Origin of the sequence: Paenibacillus nuruki (assembly GCF_001721045.1) — a bacterium.
Classification (GTDB): Bacteria; Bacillota; Bacilli; order Paenibacillales; family Paenibacillaceae; genus Saccharibacillus; species Saccharibacillus nuruki.
The window spans coordinates 16,438-38,252 of record NZ_MDER01000086.1 but is presented as its reverse complement, the minus strand read 5'-3'; the positions used below and the strand labels follow the sequence as shown (position 1 = coordinate 38,252).

Below are 21,815 nucleotides of genomic sequence, written 5' to 3'. Positions count from 1 at the left end.
GATAATCCTTTCTGTACGATCTTTTATTTTATGTAGCATACCTATATATTCTATTCTATTATACCGTATATTTATAGCCTATGTAATGTTTAGATTTGACGAGGAAAATAATAGGCTTTATGGTAAGAATATAACAATCATGATTCAAAAAGGGGTTGCTGTTATGGCTAGCGAACATATCGTATTGAATCAAGGGCAAAATACTAATTTAGCACAGGGTCATTCATTGAACGTCACAATTCAATGTGAATCTTCACCGTCACCACTCGATATCAGTTGCTTTATGGTCGATGAAGCAGGCAAAGTTCCTTCGGATGACTATTTTATTTTTTATAATCAAAATGTTGATCCGCATCAATCGGTTCAATGTACACAATCGACAGAGCGAAGTACACAATTCACATTAGATATGGATAAACTACAAAGTGTTCCTGTTGCCAAATGTGTATTTACAGCAACATTAGAAGGAGCCGGTACTTTTGCAGAAGTACAAGGATGCCAGGCTGTGCTTCATATTGGTGAGCAAGAGATTACATATACCATTACAGAAGCGATCGCAGAGACAGCGCTTATTTTTATAGAAGTCTATCGTTATCAGCAAGGATTTAAAGTTCGAGCGATCGGACGTGGATTTTTTGGAGGATTGAAGCCTTTAGCTGAATCATTTGGAGTAGAAATTGATGACAGCCCTGAAGAAACGGTAGATGTTCCAACAAGTTCTGTTGAGACTACCCCAGCACCCGTGATTTCTGAACCGACACCCGAATCTGTGACACCACCATCTAATCCATCTTTAGGCAAAATCGATTTACTCAAACGCAAAGTGACTTTATCTTTGGAAAAGAAACAAATTCCACCGATTCAAGCAAGAGTGGCGGTAGTATTCGATGCTTCAGGTTCAATGTATTCACTCTATAAAAAAGGAATTGTTCAAGAAGCGTTTGAGCGTATTCTGGCGATTGCAACAGCATTTGATGATAATGGAGAATTGGATGTATGGTTTTTTGCCAAAGAATTTTTACGGGCTCCAAGCGTACGAGCCGAAGATTATAAAGATTATGTCGCACGCACGTATAAATTAGGAAGCAAAGGTGGAACGAACAATGAACCGCCTGTGATGGAAGATGTGATTCGCAAATATACCGTCGAAGAGCCAAATGTACGGATTCCGACGTATATTATCTTTTTCAGCGATGGTGGAGTAAGTAGTAAGAGCAAAATCACTAAACTGATTACCGACAGTTCGCATCAGAATCTATTCTGGCAGTTTGTCGGATTGGGCAATGCCAACTATGGTATTCTGCGTCAATTGGACGAACTCAAAGGACGATTTATAGATAATGCCAGCTTTTTCGAATTAGACGATATTTCTAAAGTCAGTGATGAAGAGTTATATGATCGATTGTTAAGTGAGTTCCCAAGCTGGATTGTAGAAGCGAGAAGAAAAGGCATTTTGGCATAATGTTAAAAGAATGAAGAATGAAGAATGAAGAATGAAGAATGAAGAATGAAGAATGAAGAATGAAGAGCCAGAAGGTAGTAAAGCATCTTGCGTAATATGCAGACGGCTTTCACTATCTTTTGGCTCTTTTTGAGTTTGAAGAACTAACAGATATCTATTGTAACCATTCATTGAGATAAAGAAAGGTTACACATGTGGTTACTACATATGAATGATGTGTAAAACCTGATTTCTCTTTTTCACATATCAACTTTCTATCGAACGCTTCCCCCAATTGGTTCCCAATACGCCGAGAATAATCAAGGCTGTACCAATGATGTGATAATACATCAACTGCTCATGTAGAAATACAGTGCCTGCGATCATCGATGTAATCGTAGCAAAATTGCTAAATACGCTCATTTTGGTTGCTTCCAGATGAGAAAGGGCATAACTAGATAACAAAGTTGTGCCTAGCGAAGATAAGATACCTAAATACAACAAAGCCAATCCATAATTCGGTTGTAGCAAGGGCTGCACGTAGTCGATCATATTCCCGAGGATCAGATGGCGACCAAGTGCGACAACATTAAATAATACACAAGCTGTAATCATCGTCACCCATGTTAATTGAAGCGGATTGTACTGTCGTGTCAGCGGACGAGCCAGTACCCCGTACCCTGCAAAACAAAGCGCAGATCCCACCAACAACAAGATACCTCCTAGATTACTCAATGAAAAGTGGGTACCGCCTTTCATAACAAAAATAAACACTACCCCTATCACCGACAATAACAGTGAACTTTTCTGTATCCATGACGATTGTTCTTTAAGAAAATAAGTCGCCAATATTAATGTAAAAATAGGCGCGGTTGCTTGTATAATGCCAGCTTCGGAAGAAGAAGCATACAACAATCCGAACGCTTGAAAAGCAAAAAATAGAATCGGCGATAACAACGCCAAAGGTAGCATGCGCCAGATATCTCGCCATGTACATGTGACCTTAATCCAACCGAACACAATCGGAATGCCCATCACCAACGTAGATAACAAAAACCGATGAGCCAGTACATCCAATGGATGAGCGGTATCGACTGTCATTTTCATAAATAAAAATGAAAATCCTATAATTAGTGCATAAGCCAGTGCAGCAAAATAAGCGGGTAAACGCTTTGAATCTGTAGACATCGGTATACCTCCAAACGATCATTTGCTATAGAATAAGAACGCTTATTCAATATACTGCGGCTAGTAGACCGCTCACAATCACGATAAAATCAAACTGTACCGATACAGATAGAGTAGAAGATAATAGAAAAATGGATGTAGCATATGACATACTAATGCTACTAAAGAATGACATATATATGATTAAAAATAATGAGGTACACATCACTCGGACTCATGTGTACCTCCATATCAAAATGAGAAGGTTGGCAAGGAGTAGACCGATGAATAAACAACAACAATTAGTTGCTCAGATTCAAGAGCAGATTCAGCAAGGTATTTTATTATCAGGCCAGAAGCTACCTTCGATTCGTGTTATGTCTCAGACGAATCATTGTAGCCCATCAACTATTATTGGAGCCTATGAACAATTAGCACGCGAGCGGTGGATCTATGCTATGGATCGCAGTGGGTATTATGTGGCACAGCAAGGGTACCATCAACAGCGTTATCCAGTACGCGATCAAGTGGATTTATCATCGGCAGCCCCAGCGCCTGAATTGTTTCCCTATGATGATTTCCAAAGTTGTCTTAATCAGGCGACACAAGTCTACCGAGATCAATTATTTTCGTACGGTATGCCTCAAGGATTGCCACCCTTATTATGTGAAGTGAGGCAACAGTTAGAAGAGGTTCAGGTATTTGCACGTGAATCGCAGTTATTTGTCACTTCAGGCATCCAGCGAGCATTATCGATCTTGACGATGATGCCTTTTCCGAACGTTCGACAAACAATTATGATTGAACAACCGAGTTACCATTTGCTGATCGAATTACTGGGAGCGCTACATGTACCAGTGGAAGGGGTAGAACGAACTGTTCATGGACTGGATTGGGAAAAAGTAGAACGTCTTTTCCAGAGTGGAAAGATTAAGTTTTTCTATGTGATTCCACGATTTCATAATCCACTCGGTACATCGTTATCGACATCAGATAAGAAGAGGTTAGTTGCCTTAGCTACCAAGTATGATGTGTATATTGTAGAAGATGATTATTTGTCTGATCTGGAACATGCTGTCTCGAATGATCCGCTATATGCGTATGATACGTCAGAGCATGTCATTTATCTCAAAAGCTATTCTAAAATTCTTTTTCCCGGTCTACGGATCGGTGTCGCTGTTTTACCTGAAGCGCTGATCTCTACCTTTTCGCAATATAAACGATTGCTCGATATCGACAGTTCTGTTCTTTCGCAAGCGGCTTTACATATGTATATCAAAAATGGAATGTTTACACGTTATCGTCGGTATCTACTGGAAGGATACGATCGCCGTATTGCTCAACTGCATCGTACATTAGATAAATTATCTGCTGATCCTATTTTTGCCAATGCTCCTCGTAATCAGGCTGTGCATACATTTTTGCGATTACCGGATAATTTCCCCACGTCTGTCTTGATCAAGCGCTTAGCACAGCAGAAGATTGTTGTAGGGGATGGCAGTCAGCACTTTTTAGCTAATAGCCCGTATACCATGAATTTACTGCGAATTAACGTATCGAATGTGCCTGAAGAACAGATTGATTCTACACTACAAATCATAGCCAAAGAAATTCGCAAATTATCTATCACGCCCAAGTTGTAACTTTATGATGAGGAGCTACTAGTTACTGATCGTAACTATTTTTATAAAAATAAATCGAGCAAAAGAAAAGCGACCTGTGATATATACACAAGTCGCTTGATTTATGTTTTGGATCATCCAAACGATATATGGATGTGCTAAATAATGAAGCGTAGTCGCATATTACTTCCCTGCTGCAACCAACTTCAACGCTTCATCTGCTGCTTGCAACGTCTGATCAATATCTGCATCCACATGAGCCGTGGTTAAGAACCATGCTTCATACTTGGATGGAGCCAGACATACACCACGATCTAGCATATGACGGAAGAACGCTGCGAATTTCTCGCCATCCGTATCTTGAGCTTGATCATAATCTGTCACTGGATGATCGCAGAAATGCGTTGAGAACGCACCGCGAATACGGTTAATGGTCATCGCTACGCCGTGACGATCCGCAGACTCACGCAATCCATCGGTTAAGCGAATCGCTAGACGTTCCATTTCTTCATAGACCCCTTCGCCTTGTAACACTTCCAGACAAGCGATACCCGAAGCGACAGACGCAGGATTACCTGCCATCGTACCTGCTTGATAAGCAGGGCCTAGTGGAGCCACTTGTTCCATAATATGTTTGCGTCCACCATAAGCACCGATTGGAAGTCCGCCACCAATAATTTTACCAAGAGCGGTTAAGTCAGGGACGATCTGATCGTGATTGTCTAAGCCGGCATACGTCTGACTGGAACCATAATGGAAACGGAAAGCTGTAATGACTTCATCGTAAATGACTAAAGCGCCGTAATCATGAGCTAACTTACATAATCCCTCTAGAAAACCAGGAGCAGGCATTACCATACCGAAGTTCCCAACGATCGGCTCTACCATTACAGCTGCAATCTGATCGCTCCAATGTTCTAGAGCTTCGCGTAATGCTTCTAGATTGTTAAATGGAACAGTAATCACTTCTTGCGCAATACTGGTTGGAATCCCTGCACTATCTGGAATGCCTAGCGTAGAAGGGCCAGAACCAGCTGCTACTAATACCAGATCCGAATGACCGTGATAACAGCCTGCAAATTTAATAATTTTATTTCGCTTGGTATACGCACGAGCGACACGGATTGTAGACATCACCGCTTCTGTACCAGAGTTGACGAAGCGAACTTTATCCAATGAAGGAATACTATCTTTAAGCATCATTGCTAATTGGATTTCGATTTCTGTCGGTGTACCATACAGAATTCCATTTTGCGCGGCTTTGGTAATCGCTTCAGTAATATGAGGGTGAGCATGCCCTGTAATAATAGGACCGTATGCCGCCAGATAATCGATATACTTATTGCCATCAACATCTGTGAAATGAGCGCCTTTGGCATTAGCCATGAATACAGGTGCACCGCCACCGACAGCTTTAAATGAGCGAGACGGGCTATTCACACCGCCTACAATATGTTCTAGTGCTTGTTCATATAATTGGGAAGAACGTGTTCGTGGATTCAATAAAATCGCTCCTTATTCAAAATAACAGCAACCACCGTTCAGACAAGAAAAAAGCGCCCTTGATATGGGCGCTATAATTACAGGTGTAACGATCGTTGAACTGCGCTACTTTTATTTTACCATTGTTGCTACAGAATGTTGAGTGATTATCTTAATAGCTTACTGCACCGAAGAGCTTGAGCTGTTCGAGGTTGAACTTGAAGAAGAGGAGCTACCTGTACGTTCTGGATTAGCACTTGAGCTGGAAGAACTGTCTGTACCTGTTGTACTTTTCGTAGAGCCTGTAGATACAGGAGTCGGTTCAACTGCTGATTTGTTCAGTGCATCTTGTACATATTTTTGTAATTCTTCGCTACTCTTAATGCCGATCACATCCGCGCCGCCTACTTTTTTCTCCGCTAATAGGTCATCTGGAGGTAGTTGGTCACTACCGTTCATTTTACTATCATAAGCGACCGAAGCCAATTTCCAGAGATCATCGGTACTCAAGTTGGTATCAATATACGGATTCACCTGTTCTAAGATCGTTGGTAAATTCATAATCGAAGTAGTGGACTTCATTTTCTCGCCAACAGCGGTTAAGAAAGCACGTTGTCTTTCGGTACGAGAAAAGTCGGACATGGCATCATGACGGAAACGTACATATTGAAGAGCTGTTTTGCCATCTAAATGTTGCATGCCTGCTTTGAGATCAATATCATATTCATGCTTATCTGCGGCACTGGTATAATGCATATCTTTTTCAACATCAAAATCGATACCGCCTACAGCGTCAACCAGTTTGATAAAGCCCTGGAAGTCTGTGTAGACATAATATTGAATCGGAATACCAAGCAAGTCACTAACGGTCTTCATAGCTGTATTCGGTCCATGGGTAATCGCACTATTGATCCGATTCTCACCATAACCAGAGATCGGAATATACGTATCACGCAAGATCGAGAATAAATGAATTGTTTTTTTGACAGGATCGAGTGAAGCGACAAGCATTGTGTCTGAACGTGGAATCTCACCATCGTCTGCACTACGAGAATCGACACCCATTAACAGAATATTGACCGGTTCGGTTCCTTCCCATACTGGAGGTTGAGTCGCAGCGACATTGGTAGGTTGTACATTTTTGAAAGGTGAAGCAGCGCCTGTTTTTTGCAAGCCATCAATTTGGTTAAATACTGCTGTGAAATAATAAATCGCATAGCCTATAACCGCAACTACAATAATCGCTACGGTCCAAAGCAGCGTTCGCTTTGTCTTTACATTCATGTTCTTTCTTCCTTTCGAGGGTGAGGTCTATACTATGTTTACAGAATCTTAATGCCAATTTGAAAAATTGTTTATCACTTTTGATTGCTCTTCATGACACCCGTACATTATAATTTTTTTTTAGGCAACAATCAATTACAGCGAATTGACAAGATTGTTATAAATGACGCCAAATTTAGCGCATATCTAACATGAACATCAATCAAGCATAAAGGAGATACTCATGCAGGCGATCGAAGTACAAGATTTACGCAAAACCTTTCAGATTCAGAAGAGCCGCGGAGGATTAACCGGAGCACTGAAAGACTTATTCGCACGACAGTATAATGAAGTCGCTGCGGTGAACGATATTACCTTTTCAATACCACAAGGAGAAATCTGTGGGTATATCGGGGAAAATGGTGCTGGCAAATCAACCACCATCAAAATGCTGACCGGTATTCTTGTTCCTACATCCGGACAGATCAAGGTCAACGGGTATGTGCCTTATCAGGAGCGGGAAAAGTTCGTACAGGGGATCGGTGTTGTTTTTGGACAGAGAAGTCAGTTGTGGTGGGATATAGGAGTTATCGAATCGTTCCAATTGCTTCGTAAAGTATATCAGGTATCTGAAGCAGATTACAAAAAACGCTTGGATGAGCTGGTGGAACGTCTACAATTACAAGACTTATTAAGCCGTCCAGTGCGTAAGCTAAGTCTGGGTCAGCGGATGCGTTGTGAATTAGTTGCAGCATTGTTACACAATCCGTCGATTATTTTTTTGGATGAACCAACAATCGGCTTGGATATCGTGGTCAAATCCGAAATTCGTGAATTTTTGAAAGACCTCAATCGTACGCAAGGTACAACGATTCTGCTAACGACTCATGATCTGCAAGATATCGAAGCACTTTGCTCGCGCGTAATTATGCTAGATGCAGGGAACGTTATCTATGATGGTGGCTTAGATGATCTGAAGACTCGCTGGGGCAAAGGGAAAGAAGTACGCTTCCAGTTTGGCAAAGCTGTTACAGCTTCTCAGCTACAGGCATGGACAGCCAGCCTACCGGTACAATGGACACAAGAAGGTGAACTGGTGGCAACAGCATTAGTAACCGCAGATACAGCCGTGTCTGATGTGCTAACAGCAGTGCTTAGTCAGGTCGAGATTCTGGATATCCAGATTTCAGAGACCAGTACCGATGAAATTGTACGTCAGATCTACAGTTCCGGTTCAGCAGAAAAGCCGGAGGTTAAGATTCATGTCTAGTCTGTATTGGGATTTTATTCGTATCCGCTTTTTGACGATGTTAGCGTATCGAGTTAATTATTACTCGGGTATTCTCGTGTATACGCTCAATATTGGTGTGTATTATTTTACGTGGCAAGCTATCTACGGGGGTAAAGAACAGATTGCAGGCTTTACAGCGGCGCAGATGACGACCTATGTTGCTGTTTCTTGGATGGCACGTTCGTTTTATTTTAACAATCTAGATCGAGAGATTGCGACCGAGATTCGAGACGGTACGATTGCGATTCAGTTTATCCGTCCATACAACTATTTAATGGTCAAAATGATGCAAGGATTCGGAGAAGGGTTGTTCCGGTTCTTACTATTTATGATTCCAGGGATGTTGATTGCGTTACTATTATTCCCTGTTCAATTACCAACAAGCATCACCTCATGGATAGGTTTTCTTGTGATGTTATTTTTCAGTTTTCTGATTAACTCGCAGATTAATATTATTATCGGAATGCTTGCCTTTTTTGTTGAAAATAACGAAGGAATGATGCGAATGAAGCGCATTGTCGTCGATCTATTTTCCGGGCTATTGATTCCGATTAGCTTTTTCCCGGGATGGTTAGTCTCCATTATGAATTTTCTTCCTTTTCAAGCGATTACGTATTTGCCGGGTTCGGTATTTACAGGTCGTGTCAAAGGAACAGGTATTTTGGAAGTGTTAGGGATTCAAGTGGCTTGGTTTGTTCTATTATTGATTCCTATCTATTTTATATGGCGTGCTGCTCGTGTGCGGCTGTTCGTACAGGGGGGCTAAGCAGATGAAATATTATCTTGGACTGGTATGGGAATATTTTCTGAATTATGCGAAGACACGCTTAACGTATCGTGCAGATTTTTGGGTAGAAGTGATCTCGGATCTGCTGTTTCAAGCGACGAACTTAATCTTTATTTTTGTTGTATTTGCGCATACCGATACGTTAGGTGGATTTACAGAAGCTGAAGTAGTATTTGTGTATGGATACTTTATGATCCCTTACGGGTTATATAGTTGCTTTGTGAATCTATGGAACTTTGGCGATCGTTATATTGTCAAAGGAGAAATGGATCGCATTTTGACCCGTCCTGCACATAATCTATTTCAGATTTTTCTAGAAAATCTGGATCCACCGTCATTAATCGGTTCGTTCATCGGTGTGATTATTATGTTCTGGAGTGGAGGTCAACTTGGGATTGAATTGTTGTGGTGGCATATCCCTGCACTGATTGTTATGGTACTGGGTTCGACACTGATCTATACAGGTATCTATACGATTCTGACTTCGATCTCATTTTACTCGGATTCGCCAACAGGCATTATTCCGTTGATGTACAATATTCAGACTTATGGACGTTACCCAATCACGATCTACAACCGTATTATTCAAATTTTGCTAACATGGATATTACCGTTTGCATTTGTGGGTATCTATCCAGCCGCACTGTTTTTAGATCGACCTGAAATGATTCGGATGGCGTGGATTACACCTGTGATGGGGATTGTCTTTTTCACATTAGGATTGTTATTCTGGAATGGTGGGATCAAGCGTTATCGCGGAGCAGGATCGTAAGTCTAATCTGATCTGAAGCAGGGTATGATCACTACCAGCGATATTTCAAAAGGAGGCTATACAATGAGTGAACTACAAGTAGGACAACCTGTGCCTGAATTTACACTAGAAGCATCAGGAGGTCAAGAAATCTCGTTAAGCAATTATCGTGGCAAAAAGGTCGTGTTATACTTTTACCCTAAAGATAGCACGCCAGGCTGTACACAAGAAGCTTGTGATTTCCGTGATAGTGCAGCGGCTTATGAACAAAAAGGTGCGGTCGTTCTCGGGATTAGCCCTGATCCAGTCAAGTCACATGATAAATTTGCACAAAAGTATGAACTTTCTTTTCCTTTATTGTCTGATCCTGATCATGCAGTAGCTGAAGCATTTGGCGTATGGCAATTAAAGAAAATGTATGGCAAAGAATACGAAGGTATTGTGCGTTCTACGTTTCTAATTGATGAAGAAGGTATATTGATCAAAGCATGGAGCAAAGTGAAAGTTAAAGGGCATACGGAAGACGTATTTGCTGCTTTATAAGTCGCTCTACCTCTACAAGTTAATGATGATCTATGATAGTTATTTCAAAGCAACGTCCTTCCAAAGACGTTGCTTTTTTTATTTCTAAGATTGCGCTTACGTTGCTAAGGATAAGTGATAAATACACGTCAAAAAAAGAAAGGATGTTTGTCTATGGATTTCTATACGATAGCCTATTTGGAGAACCAATCCACCTTTAATGTCTATCTGAAATATATCTTTATTTTTGTTGCTTTGATCTTATTATTGATTTTATTCTCATTATATATGCGTAAACGAATCGAAACGAAATATCGTGATTTGAGCATTATTTTGCTATTGGTTATTGTGTTCCTGATCGGTGTACAGTATTCAGATTATACCCAGGATCAAAGTACGTATTCGAAATACTCGCAGATGGTGCAATTTGTCCATCAACTTGCCAAAGATCAACAGCTAGATGAGACGCAGATCAGTGTGAATTCGACAACACTGGTAGATGAAGTGATTATCAAAACACCGACTCAATACTATACGGCTCATTTTAATGACGATATGAGCGCCTATACGTTAGAAACAGTATATCTAGTCAATCCAGATATTCGTGTGAACGACCAATAACAGACTGCAATCGACAGAAAGGAACCAACTTATGGAAGCATATTATCCGGTTATTATCAAATTAGCACTGGGTATTCTTTGTCTAGTGTTACAGATTAATCTAATGGGCAAAGGTAATCTAGCACCTACATCTGCCATCGATCAAGTACAGAATTATGTGCTCGGGGGCATTATAGGGGGTGTGATCTACAATGAAGCTGTAAAGCCATTGCAATTTTTTCTAGTATTGATGATCTGGACATTACTTGTATTTATGATCAAATTCCTCAAACAGCACAATCCATATATTAAACGTATTGTCGATGGCAAGCCGATCAATCTTGTCGTCAATGGTGAAGTGGAAGTGGGAGAATGTCTACGTTGCGGTATTTCAGCCAATGAATTAATGTTCAAGCTACGTGCAATAGGTATCTACGAAATCCAAAATGTAAAACGAGCGATATTAGAACAAAATGGACAATTAACCGTCATCCAGTATGGAGACGAAAATATACGCTATCCTATTATTGTCGATGGACAGGTGAATCAAGATGTACTCGATCTTATTCATAAAGATATCGAATGGTTAGAAAATCGAGTTAAAGAAGAAACACATCATCAGATATCAGAGATTTACTTGGGTGAATATATTTCAGGTGAACTCCGTCTACATGCGTACAAAAAGTAAAAATTAGAAATTAAATAGTATCTATAATACTATAATTTTATATGATAAATTTGACATAAAGAGTGAGCTATGTTAGTTTGGAGTCATTGGTTTTTTCTAAATAATGGAATATTTAGAGGTTGATTCACACTATATAGGAGGCTTACAGTTATGGTAAAACAACAATGGATACAAGCAATAGAAGCACAATTTGATCAAATGGTCGCTTGGCGCAGACATATGCACCAGTTTCCTGAATTATCATTTCAAGAAGTCAAAACATCACAATTTATTGCAGATACACTCAAAGGATTCGGTTATGAAGTGCGGACAGGTGTAGGTGAAGGCGGATTAATAGCTGATCTACAAGGCGGACAAGCAGGGCCAACGATTGCTTTTCGTGCAGACTTTGATGCATTGCCCATCCATGAAGAAAATACAGTGGACTATCGTTCGCAAAATGATGGCGTTATGCATGCTTGCGGACATGACGGGCATACAGCGACACTACTTGGCGTAGCCCGTGTACTTAGTGATCAACAAGCCCATTTGAAAGGCAAGATTCGTTTTATTTTCCAACATGCTGAAGAATTACTTCCAGGTGGAGCCAAAGCGATGGTCGAAGATGGAGCATTAGACGGAGTCGATGAAGTGTATGGAGCGCATTTAGCAAGTGCTCTTCCACTAGGCAAAATCGGAACAGCTTCAGGCCCTGCGATGGCATCGGCAGATTCCTTTTCGATTACGATTCAAGGTAAAGGCGGACATGGAGCACAGCCTGATCTGTCAGTCGATTCTATCGTGATTGGTAGCCAGTTAGTCGGTGCTTTGCAGACGATTGTATCCCGTCATATCAGCCCTATGCAATCAGCAGTAGTGACTGTCGGTGTATTCCAAGCAGGACAAGCGTTTAACGTTATTGCCGACAAAGCGAAGATCGAAGGTACGGTGCGTGCGTTTGATCCAGAGATTCGAACTAAGATCGAGCAAGATATTCGTGACTTGGTACACGGAATTACTTTAGCCAATCATGCCACATATACAATTAATTATATTCACGGGTATCCAACCGTCGTGAATACACCAGAACAAACAGAACATGTTCAAAAAGTCGTCGTTGATACGATGGGTGAAGAAGCATTTCTCATGTTGCCACCAGCGATGGGTGCAGAAGACTTTGCCTATTATCTACAAGAACGTCCGGGTAACTTCTTCTTTGTCGGATCGAAAAATGAAACTGAAGATACCGCATTCCCTCATCACCATCCACGATTCGATATTGATGAACGTGCGCTTGTGAATGGAGCCAAAGTCTTTTTGGGTATTGCAGCAGAGAAATTACTGTAGGTTATTCTGGATGATACGATGATAGAAGATACAACAGAACTTTGTATATAGAACTTAATAAAAAATATCATCAAAAAAAGAACAAAGTACTAATAACAGTATGAGCATATCTTCTAATAGTGTCACATTCAATATAAAATAATAAAAAAACAGCAAAGATCGTGGCATCCATTGCCCGGTTCTTCGCTGTTTTTTTAATTTTTAGTTTATTCACCTGCGGAATCATCGGGCTTTTTTTTACCAAATCGATTCACTAGTGCAATTCCTAATCTTCTGCGGAACTTCACAAGAATAAAGAACAAGATTAGCACCACAATAATCGCAATCGCTTCAAATGAATATTCATGAATCCAGTGAAAGACCATCGTCCATTGTGGTCCGAAAATTCGACCTAACGCTAGAAATACACCAACCCAGATTAATGCTCCACTATACGAATAAGCAGCAAACCGCCAGAACTTAAAGTTCATCACACCTGAGAAGTAACCAGTGAAATGGCGTACCCCCGGTATAAAATATCCAAAAAACACAAGCGTATATCCATATTTACCAAACCACGATTGTGCTTTATCCAACTTCGATTCTGGAAGAAGCAACCATTTGCCATATTTACGTAAGAACGGAAGCCCTGCTTTTCGACCGATAAAATAAGTAATCGTCATTCCGATCGTAGTACCGGCAAAAGCACACAGCAATAATAATGCCATATTGAGGCGACCCATATAAGATAAATAACCAGCGTATCCCATCGTTGTTTCGCCAGGGAACGGAAGAGCAATAAATTCAAGCAACAACCCTAGAAATAGTACCAGATAACCATGATCAGTAAAAAGAGATTCTATATAATGTATCAATTGCATGTGCTGTCCTCCGGAAGACTATAATTTCTCTATATTTGACTATTGTTGTTAAAATAAAACAATCTATTACATCATAATCTATCGGAAAGTACAAAGTCTATTAACAGGTCTATTTTAAAAGAAATCTTGTTATTTCTAAAATGTAAACGCAATCTTGAGTAAGACGGGAAGAAACCCTGATTTTAATTGCTATAGTAAGGTGGGAAGCCTTGACGGTGGCTTTTGCACATAGGTATAATTAGACTCATTGAAATATGGGAGGCTCGTGAATGAATAGTCCAAGTGAAATAATTGTAGTGCTCGATTTTGGAGGACAGTATAACCAGTTGATCGCAAGACGTATCCGTGATCTTGGGGTATACAGTGAGTTAATGCCTTTTAATACACCTGTAGAAAAGATTCGTGAATTATCACCAAAAGGAATTATTTTCTCTGGTGGACCATCTAGCGTATATGCTGAAAATGCACCGCATGTAGATCCAGCGATCTATGATCTCAATGTGCCGATCTTTGGTATTTGCTACGGTATGCAGTTAATGGCTCAACAATTGTCCGGTAAAGTAGAACGTTCTGCGAAGCGTGAGTACGGGAAGTCAGATGTAGACTTTATGGCTCATTGCGAACTAAATAAAGGCATGGAATCCAGTCACACCGTATGGATGAGTCATGGTGACCATGTAGTCGGTTTGCCAGAAGGATTCGTATTGGATGCAAGCACAGAATCTGCACCGATTGCAGCAATGAGTAATGCAGAGCGTCAATTGTATGCAGTGCAGTTCCATCCAGAAGTGCGTCACTCTGTGTTCGGTAATGAAATGATCCGTAACTTCTTATATGAAATTTGTAAATGTGCGGGCGAATGGAGTATGGAGACGTTTATCGAAGATACAATCGAAGAGATTCGTACTCAAGTCGGCGACAAAAATGTGTTATGCGCACTTAGTGGCGGTGTCGATTCTTCAGTTGTTGCGATTCTGTTGCACAAAGCGATTGGTCCGCAATTAACATGTATGTTTATCGACCACGGTCTATTGCGTAAAGGTGAAGCGGAAAGTGTAATGGAGACTTTCGTCGGCAAGTTCGATATGAAAGTTGTCAAAATTGATGCGCAAGAGCGTTTCTTGTCTAAATTAGTAGGCGTTGACGATCCAGAGCAAAAACGTAAAATCATCGGTAACGAATTTATCTACTGCTTCGATGAAGAATCCCGTAAATTGGGTGACTTCGCTTATCTAGCACAAGGTACACTGTATACGGATATCGTAGAAAGTGGTACAGCAACAGCACAAACGATCAAATCTCACCATAATGTAGGTGGATTGCCAGAAGATATGCACTTTGAATTGGTAGAGCCACTGAAAGCACTATTCAAAGACGAAGTACGTAAAGTCGGCGAACAATGTGGATTACCAGCTGCCATCGTATGGCGTCAACCTTTCCCAGGTCCAGGTCTAGCGATTCGTGTCTTGGGCGAAGTGACTGAAGATAAATTGCAAATCGTTCGCGATTCGGATTATATCTTACGTGAAGAGATCGCTAAAGCGGGTCTTGAAAGCGAAATTTGGCAGTACTTCACAGCCCTTCCTAACATGAAGAGCGTAGGCGTCATGGGCGATGCTCGTACGTACTCATATACTGTAGGTATTCGTGCAGTAACGTCAATTGACGGTATGACTGCTGACTGGGCACGTATCCCGTGGGATGTATTAGAAAAGATTTCGGTACGTATTGTCAATGAAGTTGATAATGTGAACCGGATTGTGTATGATATTACATCCAAACCACCAGCTACGATTGAGTGGGAGTAAAATAACCAAGCCTCAAAATCTTAGATATCTAAGGTTTTGAGGCTTTTTTTAGTTATACTATATACAAAAGGAATGATCATCCATGCTACCAACAGAGCAGTTACATGATTTGTTAATCAACTCCTGCCAAACCGACCTTATCGAAAGGATTGAAGTTCATGGATAAAACCAACTCCTTACCTCCAAAGCAAATCATTGATTCTTTTGAAGGAATAGTGGATCATATTATGCAATATCATCTTGAAGATGGAATGAGGCAACATTTTCTTAATATTGAAGAAAATCATCTATTTGAATTTCATTGGTCATTTGGAATGTTTATTCGAAATGCTTATGAATTATCTGATCCTGAGAAAGTTCCAAACTTAGTAGAACATTACAAAAGAGTATTGATTATTGAAGCTGGAGAAGATCCAGATATATTAACTTCAGAAAGTGAACCTTTGTATTATTTTCTTCTAACAGGTTTGTTAGATAATGATGGGGTATCAAGGCATATTCTCAAATTAATATGGAGACGGTTAAATATAGAGCATAGAGACTAGTTTTAAAAATAGATAGAACAACCAACAGTCATGATGAGATATCTACATTTTGATATTCATACGTAAAGGAGACTATAATATGACCGAATCCAATCACTTAATCCCTAAGTCCAAATTTGATTTTGGCGCCATCCAGCGATTACAGCAGTTAGATCCTCAAGCATTGATCCCTATTCTTTCAGAGTTACTTGTATGGTTGCAGGATATTAACTGGCCTGTTGCAATACCCATGTCCAAAATATTGCTTATAGTTCCTAATGAGATTGTTCCTCATGTACGAAACGTCTTACATACAAATGATTCCGAATGGATCGAATGGTGTTTGCAATATATTGTAAGTTTTTTACCAGTAGCCTTGATTCGAAAGTTAGAACCAGAGCTTCAGCGAATTGCATACTCGCCGACAAAAGAAGAAGTTGAAGGAGAGTCACATCTAACAGCGCAAGAGCTTTTACAGACACTAGATAATCATTAGAAATCATATCGATAAAATATAAAATGATCAGGAGGATCGCTATGCTGACAACGACTATAGCACAGATGAAGCGTCTGCAATTGCACCAACAAGGACTGTTACAACCTCACCTCAATCACTATCAAGATGCTAGTGGAGTCTTACATACCCTTAACCGCCTTGGTTATGTTCAGCTCGATACGATGAATGTGTTATCTCGTAGTCAGGACTTGTTTTTCTGGTCAAGAGATCATCGGTATAAGCGAGAATGGTTATTAGAATTGTATGAACAGCAGTCGATATTTGAAGTGTATTTGTTTGCTTTGTGTTTGTTGCCTGCATCCTCATATGAACATTTGCATCATTATTTTGCACATCACCATGTGAAAATCATGAACGAACCTCAGTTGGATTTGATTTTGGATATTTATCAGCAAGTGCAGGTCGATCAGCCATTGCGCTCACGTGATATTCAACATGATCACCCATCTAGTGGAGCGACATGGAGTATGACACCAGCAAGGCGAGCACTGGATAAGTTATGGCGTGCAGGCTTGGTCAAGGTCAGTCGAGATCACCATTTCAATAAATTATATACACGCACTGACCAGCATATTGAAGACCAGCGCACGATTGAGCATGAACCGACATTGAATACGTATTTAATGGAGTTAACGTTTGAGAATCTAGGCATCGCTACACTGAAAGAATTGAAAGCTTGCTTTAACCTCAACAAAACAGCAGTCAGCGAGTATATCAAGCAACAATTAGAGCAGGGACATATTCAATGTATACAGGTTGAAGAATTTGCTGAAGAGCATTTTATACGTACACAAGATATTCCGTTACTAACGACACTTGAAAATATAGAAGGTAGCGCAGCCACATTGCTATCTCCATTTGATAATATGATTCGTGATCGGTCACGATTGTTGAAGCTATTTGATGTAGATTATAAGCTGGAAAGTTATATGCCCAAAGAGCAACGGACATACGGTTACTTTGCGATGCCCATTTTGATTGGGGAACAGATCGTTGGTGTGGTTGATCTCAAAAATGATCGTCAGCGCAGGGAATTACATGTGCAAAAGTTAACGCTGTTTGATGCAGCTCAAGCAACTGAGCATAAGTCAACGATTGAATCGATTTTGGAACAGTTATGCGTATTTGTCGAAGCGGAGCAGATCGTTTCTATGCAAGAGACTACGTATTTGAAGTAGAACGAGAACAGGTATTTATCCGCCAAAGGAGATTAAAGCATTGGAGCCATTTACACTAATATTAAGTTGTATCGGATTACTAATATTTTTTGCAGTGATTGCTATTGTATTACCAAGAGTCCTGAATAAGAAAAGCATCACAGAACAGACGATATTGGAAGGGTACTCTGCGCGAGCAACAGTGATCTCTAGTACGCCTACAGGTCAGTATAGTAGCGGGCAACCTGAGATTGTTCTTGTGCTAAAGATTGAGCGACCCACATCTCTTCCTTTTCAAGCCACTGTTAAGACAACGGTGTACACGATGAATCTGCCGAAATTTCAAGAACAAGCCAAAGTCCATGTCAAAGTATTTGAAGATCGCAAAGGTAAGCATGTTGTTGTAAAAGGAACACTGGATTATCCATAAAGTCTGCGGAATACTAGGGAAATACTTTTCTATTCGACTGCATCAATGAGATTTTATCCGAGATCGTGCCAAATGATCTGCTTTGCTAATAGATACTAAGAAATTCTCTCGATATGCGTATTTCTACACCTGATGCTGCCTTGATCGATTGCTTATGATATAGAGATCATCGAAGTATTCGGGAGGTTGTGCACAATGGTTAACCAGACGATACTGGATTACCGCTGGATCGGGCAACGGATTCGAGAGATTAGACAGCAACGTGGATTAACCCAGCAACAATTGGCGTTAGGCATTTGTAATCAATCGCAGATCAGTCGTATTGAAAAGGGGGTAGAATCGGTATCGGCTGAGATTTTATTTCAGATCGCTCATAAGTTTAGTCTGGATATTCGGATCTTTTTCGATATGAATGAACAACAGATTCATGAGATTCAGAGCATCCGCAAAAACATCAAATATTTGCAGAAAAAGCATATGTATCAGGAACTTCTACAATATATCGAAGATCATCAGGTAGAAGAAATATGCCGTTATTCGCTAATGGATCAGCAATTTGTACTGTATCAGAAAGGAAACGCTCATGTGAATTTAGGTACAGTAGATCGTGGATTGCCGATGATTCAGTTAGCTTTGAAATTAACTTATCATTGCGAACGGATTCCAGCTTTGTATGAGATTGAAGTGATTCAAGCACTAGCCATTGCTTATGGATTGGACGGGGATTATCGAGCATGTATCGGGTGGTTACATAAATGCCTGCGTGCCCTGCATATATATCGTGAGGGAAATGATCAATTTACGCCGATCTTTTATTATTTATCCAAAGCTTATTCAGATACGCAAGATTATCGGACAGCGATTGAATATGCCACTCAGGGTATCCGTTATTGTGCTAATCATCAGATCGGTTATTATTTGGATCAACTGTATTATGAATGTGGCTACAGTTATGAGCAGATTGGACAACAGTTCAAAGCACAGCAGTGTTATGCCAAGTCGCAGTTGTTGCAAGAACTATTTGGCGTATATTAAAAGGTATTGCACGATATAGCCATTTTTGACACTATGCACCTTTTCCATATGGAGAAGGTTTTTTTGTTTTTTTTGATCTTATTTGCTCACTCTTCTAATCATCAACAGCGAGAGAATAGCCCTTTACTACAATTCGCCTTAGATTATGCGGATATACATAAGTTTTTCACAATCTAAGCAGTATAATTCAGTTATACCTTGAAAAGGGATTTATTGGAAAATAGGAAAACCTATGTTGTTCATTGTCATGTAGCATGCTGTCGGGAAAATCGTAAGGGTATCAGGCAATATCTTATTCCACTATTTGAAGGAGTGTATATGATGAATATCATTCAAAAAGGCAAATTAATGAAATGGGTATTAGCAGGAGTGATGAGTTGTTCGTTACTGGCTACATCGATGCCGACCACTCAAGCCGCAGATAGTGCTTCCACGATGCCAAGTATCAGTGGCAAAAAAGTTATGGTAGGCTACTGGCAAAATTGGACATCTTCTGCTAAAGACGGTTATGCAGGTGGGACTTCACGTACGATGGCTTTGAGCGAATCTCCAACAGCTTACAATGTGGTTATGGTTGCTTTTATGACTGGAAATGGTATTCCTACATTTAAGCCAGATCGAGGAACCGATGCTGAATTTCGTCAACAAGTCGCTACGTTAAATGCAAGAGGAACAGCCGTTATTCTTTCGTTAGGTGGAGCAGATGCTCATGTACAACTCAGTGCAGGACAAGAGCAAGCTTTTGCCAATGAGATTATTCGTCTGGTTGATGTATATGGATTTGATGGATTAGATATTGATCTGGAGCAAAATTCGATCAAAGCAGGTAGTAACACAACGGTTATTCCAGCCGCGCTTAAGATCGTCAAAAATCATTACAAAGCGCAAGGTCAGAACTTTCTGATTAGTATGGCTCCTGAATTTCCATACTTGAAACCAGGTGGAGCTTACGAACCGTACTTAACCAGTCTGGCAGGCTACTATGATTTTATAGCGCCTCAATTGTACAATCAGGCAGGCGATGGCATCTGGGTCGATGAAGTGAGCAAGTGGTTAGCTCAAAATTCAGATGCAGACAAATATAATTTCCTTTACTATATGGCAGATTCATTTATTCATGGCACAAGAGGATTGCTACAGATTCCAGCCAATAAATTAGTGCTAGGCTTACCTGCTAATCCAGATGCAGGGGGCAATGGAACGGTCAAAGATCCAACAGTAGTGTATAACGTATTTTCCAAATTACAATCACAAGGTCAATCGCTCAAAGGTGTAATGACATGGTCAGTAAACTGGGATCTAGGTAGCAATAGTGCAGGAACACCGTACAACAAAGCTTTTTCCAATGCGTACTACAACTTGATCTATAACGGTACTGCACCAACCGATCCAACGACACCGACCACACCAACCAATCCTGATCAACCAACAGCCAAAGCTTGGACAGCATCCGCCGTATATGTCGGTGGAGATATCGTAAGCTACAACGGCAAAACGTATCGTGCCAAATGGTGGACTACAGGCGAGACACCTGGACAAGCAGATGTATGGCAACAACTGTAATAGATTCTTCGATCATATCATTTATACCGTATAGATTTGGAACACTTGGGAGGTCTATAAATGAATTGGAAAAAGGCGATGACAGCGACTGTGGCTATTAGTACATGTGCTTTGTTAATGAGCAGTACCATTTGGGCACATGGTTATATCGAACAGCCTGCTAGTCGTGCTTACAAAGGATCGAATGCACTCGGACTCAATACCAATGTGGGAAGTGCTCAGTATGAACCGCAAAGTATTGAAGCACTCAAAGGCTATCCATCAGCAGGACCGACAGATGGGCATATTGCAAGCGGCGGCGTAGCAGGATTTGGACCGCTAGATGATCAGACATCTACCCGCTGGCACAAAACAGATATCAAAACAGGTGCACTCAAAGTTCAATGGAAATTAACAGCTCAACATGCAACAGCCAGTTGGAAGTATTACATCACCAAGCAAGGTTGGAATCCAAATGAACCACTGAAGCGTAGTACATTGCAAGAAATTGCTGTGATTAATGACAAGGGAGCCAAGCCGGCTGCGAATGTGAGTCATACGATTAATATTCCGTCAGACCGCAGTGGCTACCATGTCATCTTGGGCGTATGGGATATTAGCGATACCGCCAATGCTTTTTATCAGGTGATCGATGTGAATATTACGGGACAAGGTACTGGAGGAACAACACCGACGACTCCTACTGATCCAGGACAACCTTCTGCTAACGCTTGGAGTCCTTCTATGATTTATGTTGGTGGAGATACTGTCAGCTATGATGGCAAAACGTATCGTGCGAAATGGTGGACAAGCGGGGAAATGCCAGGTCATTCAGATGTCTGGGAATTGCTTGCTGGATTGCAGTAAATTCATATTTTCCATTCACTTCTAAGCCAATCTACTTTTTGAAATGACAACATGGCTCAAAGCCCATCTGATCGAATCCAGTAAGAGGTACTGGTTCGGTATAGATGGGCTTTTTGAATAGGAGGATATCTATGC

21 protein-coding genes and 1 pseudogene are annotated in these 21,815 nt (G+C 40.6%); 18 read left to right on the top strand and 4 right to left on the bottom strand.

What is annotated here, in order from left to right; genetic code table 11:
• Positions 1-163 precede the first annotated feature (163 nt).
• Positions 164-1,462, top strand: coding sequence for a VWA domain-containing protein (locus PTI45_RS20245; protein ID WP_069329399.1), 1,299 nt, complete (start codon positions 164-166; stop codon positions 1,460-1,462).
• 246 nt (positions 1,463-1,708) lie between these two features.
• Here PTI45_RS20245 and PTI45_RS20240 read toward each other — a convergent pair whose 3' ends face one another.
• Positions 1,709-2,629 (bottom strand): DMT family transporter, encoded by a 921-nt coding sequence (locus PTI45_RS20240; RefSeq protein ID WP_069329398.1) that lies wholly within the window; start codon positions 2,627-2,629, stop codon positions 1,709-1,711.
• Between the two features lie 263 nt (positions 2,630-2,892).
• Between PTI45_RS20240 and PTI45_RS20235 the strand changes: the two genes are divergently transcribed.
• Positions 2,893-4,251 (top strand): aminotransferase-like domain-containing protein, encoded by a 1,359-nt coding sequence (locus PTI45_RS20235; protein ID WP_069329397.1) that lies wholly within the window; start codon positions 2,893-2,895, stop codon positions 4,249-4,251.
• A gap of 162 nt (positions 4,252-4,413) precedes the next feature.
• On the opposite strand, the gene PTI45_RS20230 is transcribed toward PTI45_RS20235, so the two are convergent.
• Both PTI45_RS20230 and PTI45_RS20225 read right to left on the bottom strand, forming a co-directional pair.
• On the bottom strand, positions 4,414-5,733 hold the full coding sequence (locus tag PTI45_RS20230) for a glutamate-1-semialdehyde 2,1-aminomutase (protein ID WP_069329396.1): 1,320 nt from the start codon (positions 5,731-5,733) through the stop codon (positions 4,414-4,416).
• Positions 5,734-5,892: 159 nt separating this feature from the next.
• Positions 5,893-6,996 (bottom strand): LCP family protein, encoded by a 1,104-nt coding sequence (locus PTI45_RS20225; RefSeq protein ID WP_069329395.1) that lies wholly within the window; start codon positions 6,994-6,996, stop codon positions 5,893-5,895.
• A 223-nt stretch (positions 6,997-7,219) separates the two neighbouring features.
• Here PTI45_RS20225 and PTI45_RS20220 point away from each other — a divergent pair, with 223 nt between their 5' ends.
• The 7 genes from PTI45_RS20220 to PTI45_RS20190 all read left to right on the top strand — a co-directional run bounded on the left by PTI45_RS20220 (position 7,220) and on the right by PTI45_RS20190 (position 12,940).
• Positions 7,220-8,245: an ABC transporter ATP-binding protein gene (locus PTI45_RS20220; protein WP_069329394.1), complete on the top strand. Its 1,026-nt coding sequence runs from the start codon at positions 7,220-7,222 to the stop codon at positions 8,243-8,245.
• Complete coding sequence (locus PTI45_RS20215) at positions 8,238-9,032, top strand: ABC transporter permease (RefSeq protein WP_069329393.1); 795 nt, start codon at positions 8,238-8,240, stop codon at positions 9,030-9,032. The genes PTI45_RS20220 and PTI45_RS20215 overlap by 8 nt, the downstream gene beginning before the upstream one ends.
• Positions 9,033-9,036: 4 nt before the next feature.
• Positions 9,037-9,825, top strand: coding sequence for an ABC transporter permease (locus tag PTI45_RS20210; RefSeq protein ID WP_069329392.1), 789 nt, complete (start codon positions 9,037-9,039; stop codon positions 9,823-9,825).
• 63 nt (positions 9,826-9,888) lie between these two features.
• Positions 9,889-10,347: a thioredoxin-dependent thiol peroxidase gene (bcp, locus tag PTI45_RS20205; protein ID WP_069329391.1), complete on the top strand. Its 459-nt coding sequence runs from the start codon at positions 9,889-9,891 to the stop codon at positions 10,345-10,347.
• 153 nt (positions 10,348-10,500) lie between these two features.
• Positions 10,501-10,947, top strand: a complete 447-nt coding sequence (locus tag PTI45_RS20200; protein ID WP_069329390.1) for a DUF3290 domain-containing protein — start codon at positions 10,501-10,503, stop codon at positions 10,945-10,947.
• A 31-nt stretch (positions 10,948-10,978) separates the two neighbouring features.
• Positions 10,979-11,614 carry a DUF421 domain-containing protein gene (locus tag PTI45_RS20195; protein WP_069329389.1) on the top strand — a complete coding sequence of 212 codons (636 nt, stop codon included), beginning with the start codon at positions 10,979-10,981 and terminating at the stop codon, positions 11,612-11,614.
• Between the two features lie 150 nt (positions 11,615-11,764).
• A complete protein-coding gene (locus PTI45_RS20190) occupies positions 11,765-12,940 on the top strand; it encodes a M20 metallopeptidase family protein (RefSeq protein WP_069329388.1) in 1,176 nt (391 codons plus the stop codon).
• Between the two features lie 206 nt (positions 12,941-13,146).
• Here PTI45_RS20190 and PTI45_RS20185 read toward each other — a convergent pair whose 3' ends face one another.
• On the bottom strand, positions 13,147-13,800 hold the full coding sequence (locus PTI45_RS20185; RefSeq protein ID WP_069329387.1) for a DedA family protein: 654 nt from the start codon (positions 13,798-13,800) through the stop codon (positions 13,147-13,149).
• Positions 13,801-14,069: 269 nt separating this feature from the next.
• Between PTI45_RS20185 and guaA the strand changes: the two genes are divergently transcribed.
• The 9 genes and pseudogenes from guaA to PTI45_RS20145 all read left to right on the top strand — a co-directional run bounded on the left by guaA (position 14,070) and on the right by PTI45_RS20145 (position 21,680).
• Positions 14,070-15,608 (top strand): glutamine-hydrolyzing GMP synthase, encoded by a 1,539-nt coding sequence (guaA, locus tag PTI45_RS20180; RefSeq protein ID WP_069329386.1) that lies wholly within the window; start codon positions 14,070-14,072, stop codon positions 15,606-15,608.
• A 158-nt stretch (positions 15,609-15,766) separates the two neighbouring features.
• On the top strand, positions 15,767-16,153 hold the full coding sequence (locus tag PTI45_RS20175; protein WP_069329385.1) for a DUF6794 domain-containing protein: 387 nt from the start codon (positions 15,767-15,769) through the stop codon (positions 16,151-16,153).
• Positions 16,154-16,232: 79 nt separating this feature from the next.
• A complete protein-coding gene (locus tag PTI45_RS20170) occupies positions 16,233-16,628 on the top strand; it encodes a DUF5071 domain-containing protein (RefSeq protein ID WP_069329384.1) in 396 nt (131 codons plus the stop codon).
• 41 nt (positions 16,629-16,669) lie between these two features.
• Positions 16,670-17,827 (top strand): DNA glycosylase AlkZ-like family protein, encoded by a 1,158-nt coding sequence (locus tag PTI45_RS20165; protein WP_069329383.1) that lies wholly within the window; start codon positions 16,670-16,672, stop codon positions 17,825-17,827.
• A 40-nt stretch (positions 17,828-17,867) separates the two neighbouring features.
• Complete coding sequence (locus PTI45_RS20160) at positions 17,868-18,236, top strand: hypothetical protein (RefSeq protein ID WP_069329382.1); 369 nt, start codon at positions 17,868-17,870, stop codon at positions 18,234-18,236.
• Positions 18,237-18,431: 195 nt separating this feature from the next.
• Positions 18,432-19,271: a helix-turn-helix domain-containing protein gene (locus tag PTI45_RS20155; protein WP_069329381.1), complete on the top strand. Its 840-nt coding sequence runs from the start codon at positions 18,432-18,434 to the stop codon at positions 19,269-19,271.
• 348 nt (positions 19,272-19,619) lie between these two features.
• Positions 19,620-20,624: pseudogene (locus PTI45_RS20150) on the top strand (chitinase); the annotation flags it as partial.
• Positions 20,625-20,630: 6 nt separating this feature from the next.
• Positions 20,631-20,834 (top strand): carbohydrate-binding protein, encoded by a 204-nt coding sequence (locus tag PTI45_RS24570; protein WP_281181706.1) that lies wholly within the window; start codon positions 20,631-20,633, stop codon positions 20,832-20,834.
• A 60-nt stretch (positions 20,835-20,894) separates the two neighbouring features.
• Positions 20,895-21,680: a lytic polysaccharide monooxygenase gene (locus PTI45_RS20145; protein WP_069329380.1), complete on the top strand. Its 786-nt coding sequence runs from the start codon at positions 20,895-20,897 to the stop codon at positions 21,678-21,680.
• Positions 21,681-21,815: the final 135 nt, after the last annotated feature.